Raw genomic sequence first — 2820 nt, 5'->3', positions numbered from 1 at the left:
GGCAGCTCCATGAGAAAGAAATACACTCAAAATCAGACCTGACAGACAGCTATCACTGTTTGTCGCTTCTGGCTTGCCCTCGTGCCAAGTGCAAGGGCCACGGGCAAGCCAGTTCGGTGTAGGTCTTAACGCCGGGTACTCACCAGGTTTTTACCAAACACCGGCCAGGGTGTGTTGGCCATGCCACCTGTCTGGCTGTCCAGTGCGTAGTATGTGCCGTCTATAGAAGTGATATGCAGCGTGCCTTCGGCGGTGAGCTTGGGTGATGCGACAAAACCACTGTCACCCCGCCATTCCCATTTGACCGGGTTCTGGTTGTTGCTTGGGTCCAGCGCCACAACCTTTCCTGCCATGGTGGCCACAATCAAACTGCCATCGGCGCCAACAGTGGGGGTGGAAAAGACTTTTTCGTTCAGGGTATGGCTCAGCACCAGTCGCGCCGTGTCATCCTGCGCAGCAGGGTTCAGAATGACCACACGACCACTGTCATAAGACACCACTGCAACATAACCGTTCTCCAGAATCACGGGAGTCGAGGCAATCTTACTGCCAACATTGTATGACCAGGCCTGAAAGCCATTGGGCGTGATGGCATAGAGGCTGCCGTCCTGAGAAGGGGCGAAGACTGTTCCGTCTGCACCAACCGCCACAGAGCCCACGCCTTCACCAGCTGCCGTTTGAAAACGCCATTTCTCGGTACCGCCCATGGTGGTATCCAGTGCGTAGAGGTAACCATCTGCTGAGCCAATATAGAGGGAACCATCGGCTGCAATAGAAGGAGAGGCACCGACTTTACCGGCTGTAGCAAACTCCCACTGCCAGGCTCCCGTCTGGCCGTTCAGGGCATAGACCTTGCCATTGTCAGCACCAACATACACCGTTCCACCGGTGCCAATCGCCGGTGAGGAGTAAATGCTCTCACCCACATCGTAAAGCCACTTCACCCGGTTTTCGGCACTGCTGGCCGACGGATTCAGGGCATAGGCCTTGCCATCATTAGAACCCACATACACGGTGCCATCTGCCCCAATCGCCGGACTGGAGCCAATAAAATCTTCCGACAAAAACCGCCACGCCACTTTTTCTGTGTTAGCAGGGTCAAGAGCATAGAGCCGGTAATCTCCTGAGCCAACATATACCTGGCCAGAAGGAGCAACAGCGACTGTGGAGCCGAGGTTACCTCCCAGATACTCTGACCAGAGAGTATCTCCGGCAGCAGCCAGAGCTACCTCTGTGGAAACGGCAGAAGCCAGCACGATACCGGCTTGCAGTAGACTACGGGGAAACTTCATACAACGATCCTTGTGTGTTCTTTTCTATGGCGGCAGGGTGTTCTGGCGCACTGGTGATTTGTTGTTAGAGTGTTGGCTCTCCACCGGCTTTGGGTACCGGTGGAGAATAGCCAGGTTCTTCAGTTTGGGCTTGCTATCACTGACGGTCAGCCTTCTTTAGGGACGCCGCCCCCTTTATTCTTATTCTTCTTTATTCTTTATTCTTTATTCTTATTCTTATTCTTATTCTTATTCTTATTCTTATTCTTATTCTTATTCTTATTCTTATTCTTATTCTTATTCTTCTTTATTCTGTACAGACCCCTTTATTCTGTACACCAATTTTTAATCACTCCGCCATTTTTCCTTTATGTTAATCATAAAGAACAGCAGCCACGACAAAAAGCAACATCACTCCATTAACACAAAGAAAAAGTAATTTAACCCTATAGTCCGTGTTCTCTAAGCTTGCCCATATAAAGCCTCGACGAATTTGAACTGCCGGAAGTAACTCTCGTTCAGTAAAAATATCAACAAACTCCCACTCGATACCTATGCCTAAAATCAGAGCATAGAGCACATTCCCTATAGTAAGATAAAAGCATCCAACTAGCAGAATAATCACTGTTAACCGCACGGCATACTTTTTTCTGTAGGCAAAGAAAAAAGCCTCTACCTTATAGTTGAAAATAACATCGGCTAAATTTTTAAGGTAAGACATGTCTAATAATCCAACTCGTCAACAAACCTAGCAGCCTGTCGGACTGGCCCGTCCATTTGAGTCCTTTTTGATCATATCGGCCTACAGAGCTCATATCTGCCTTCAGAGGTCACTTACTCAAACAGAACGCCAGCGTAACCTCATGAGACAGTGGCTGACTACAAGCCAATAAAGCACCAGAGCCAGCCATTTTTTATCATCGACTTGCTTCAGGTTGAACATTCGGCGCAGGTTGAATGTCAGGCAGACCAGATCCCACTCTTTCGAGACCACTTCCAGTCCCCGCACCAGGAATCGCCGATATCCCATTGCCTCCTTCTGTATTCCGAAGGTGGGCTCTATCGTGCATTTTCGTCGGCTGTAGATGGCTCGCCCTTCTTGTGTCTGCAAGCGCCAGCGCATCCACTCCAAAGCGCTGGCGTCATCATCCGGGACTGGCGGGTCCGGCTGGAAACGCTGCAAGGGGGGCGGGTTGTGCTCATCCCGTTTTATAGCAATGTAGGGTGTCAGTTCTTCTTTATCCACAGCGCAGACATTAGCCTCGCTGAAGTAGCCCGTGTCGGCCAGTAACCCCTCAGCTTTTCCAAGCACGGGGGCCAGTATGCGTAACTGTCTGAGTGTTGGCTCAACTTCTTTTTTGTCATTCGGTGCCTGAGTCACATGACGTGTCACGATCAGACCACTCCCGATGTCTACAGACGCCTGGGCATTGTAGGCTTGTTCGAATGCACCACCGGCAGTGGGCATAATACGAGATTCGTCGTCTGTCAGGTTGACCTGGTCTTTGTCCCCTGCACCTGGTTCCGGTGGCTTTGGCGCTTTGCCGGG

The 2820-nt window shown here is 50.6% G+C and carries 3 protein-coding genes; all 3 read right to left on the bottom strand.

Annotated features, from left to right (window positions below; translation table 11 throughout):
• Positions 1–125 precede the first annotated feature (125 nt).
• Positions 126–1292, bottom strand: coding sequence for a PQQ-binding-like beta-propeller repeat protein (locus QMA35_RS21285; RefSeq protein WP_281649147.1), 1167 nt, complete (start codon positions 1290–1292; stop codon positions 126–128).
• 352 nt (positions 1293–1644) lie between these two features.
• Complete coding sequence (locus QMA35_RS21280) at positions 1645–1992, bottom strand: hypothetical protein (RefSeq protein WP_281649146.1); 348 nt, start codon at positions 1990–1992, stop codon at positions 1645–1647.
• Between the two features lie 117 nt (positions 1993–2109).
• The coding region (locus QMA35_RS21275) for a transposase (RefSeq protein WP_281645792.1) at positions 2110–2820 on the bottom strand (711 nt) is incomplete at its 5' end.

The organism is Parendozoicomonas sp. Alg238-R29, assembly GCF_947331445.1.
GTDB lineage: Bacteria > Pseudomonadota > Gammaproteobacteria > Pseudomonadales > Endozoicomonadaceae > Sansalvadorimonas.
The sequence above is the reverse complement of the archived record's forward strand: the minus strand, read 5'-3'. Positions and strand labels throughout refer to the sequence as shown.

Excerpts from the sequence above, each read along its gene's own strand:
- QMA35_RS21285 (WP_281649147.1), bottom strand. The coding sequence starts at position 1,292 with ATGAAGTTTCCCCGTAGTCTACTGCAAGCCGGTATCGTGCTGGCTTCT.
- QMA35_RS21280 (WP_281649146.1), bottom strand. The coding sequence starts at position 1,992 with ATGTCTTACCTTAAAAATTTAGCCGATGTTATTTTCAACTATAAGGTA.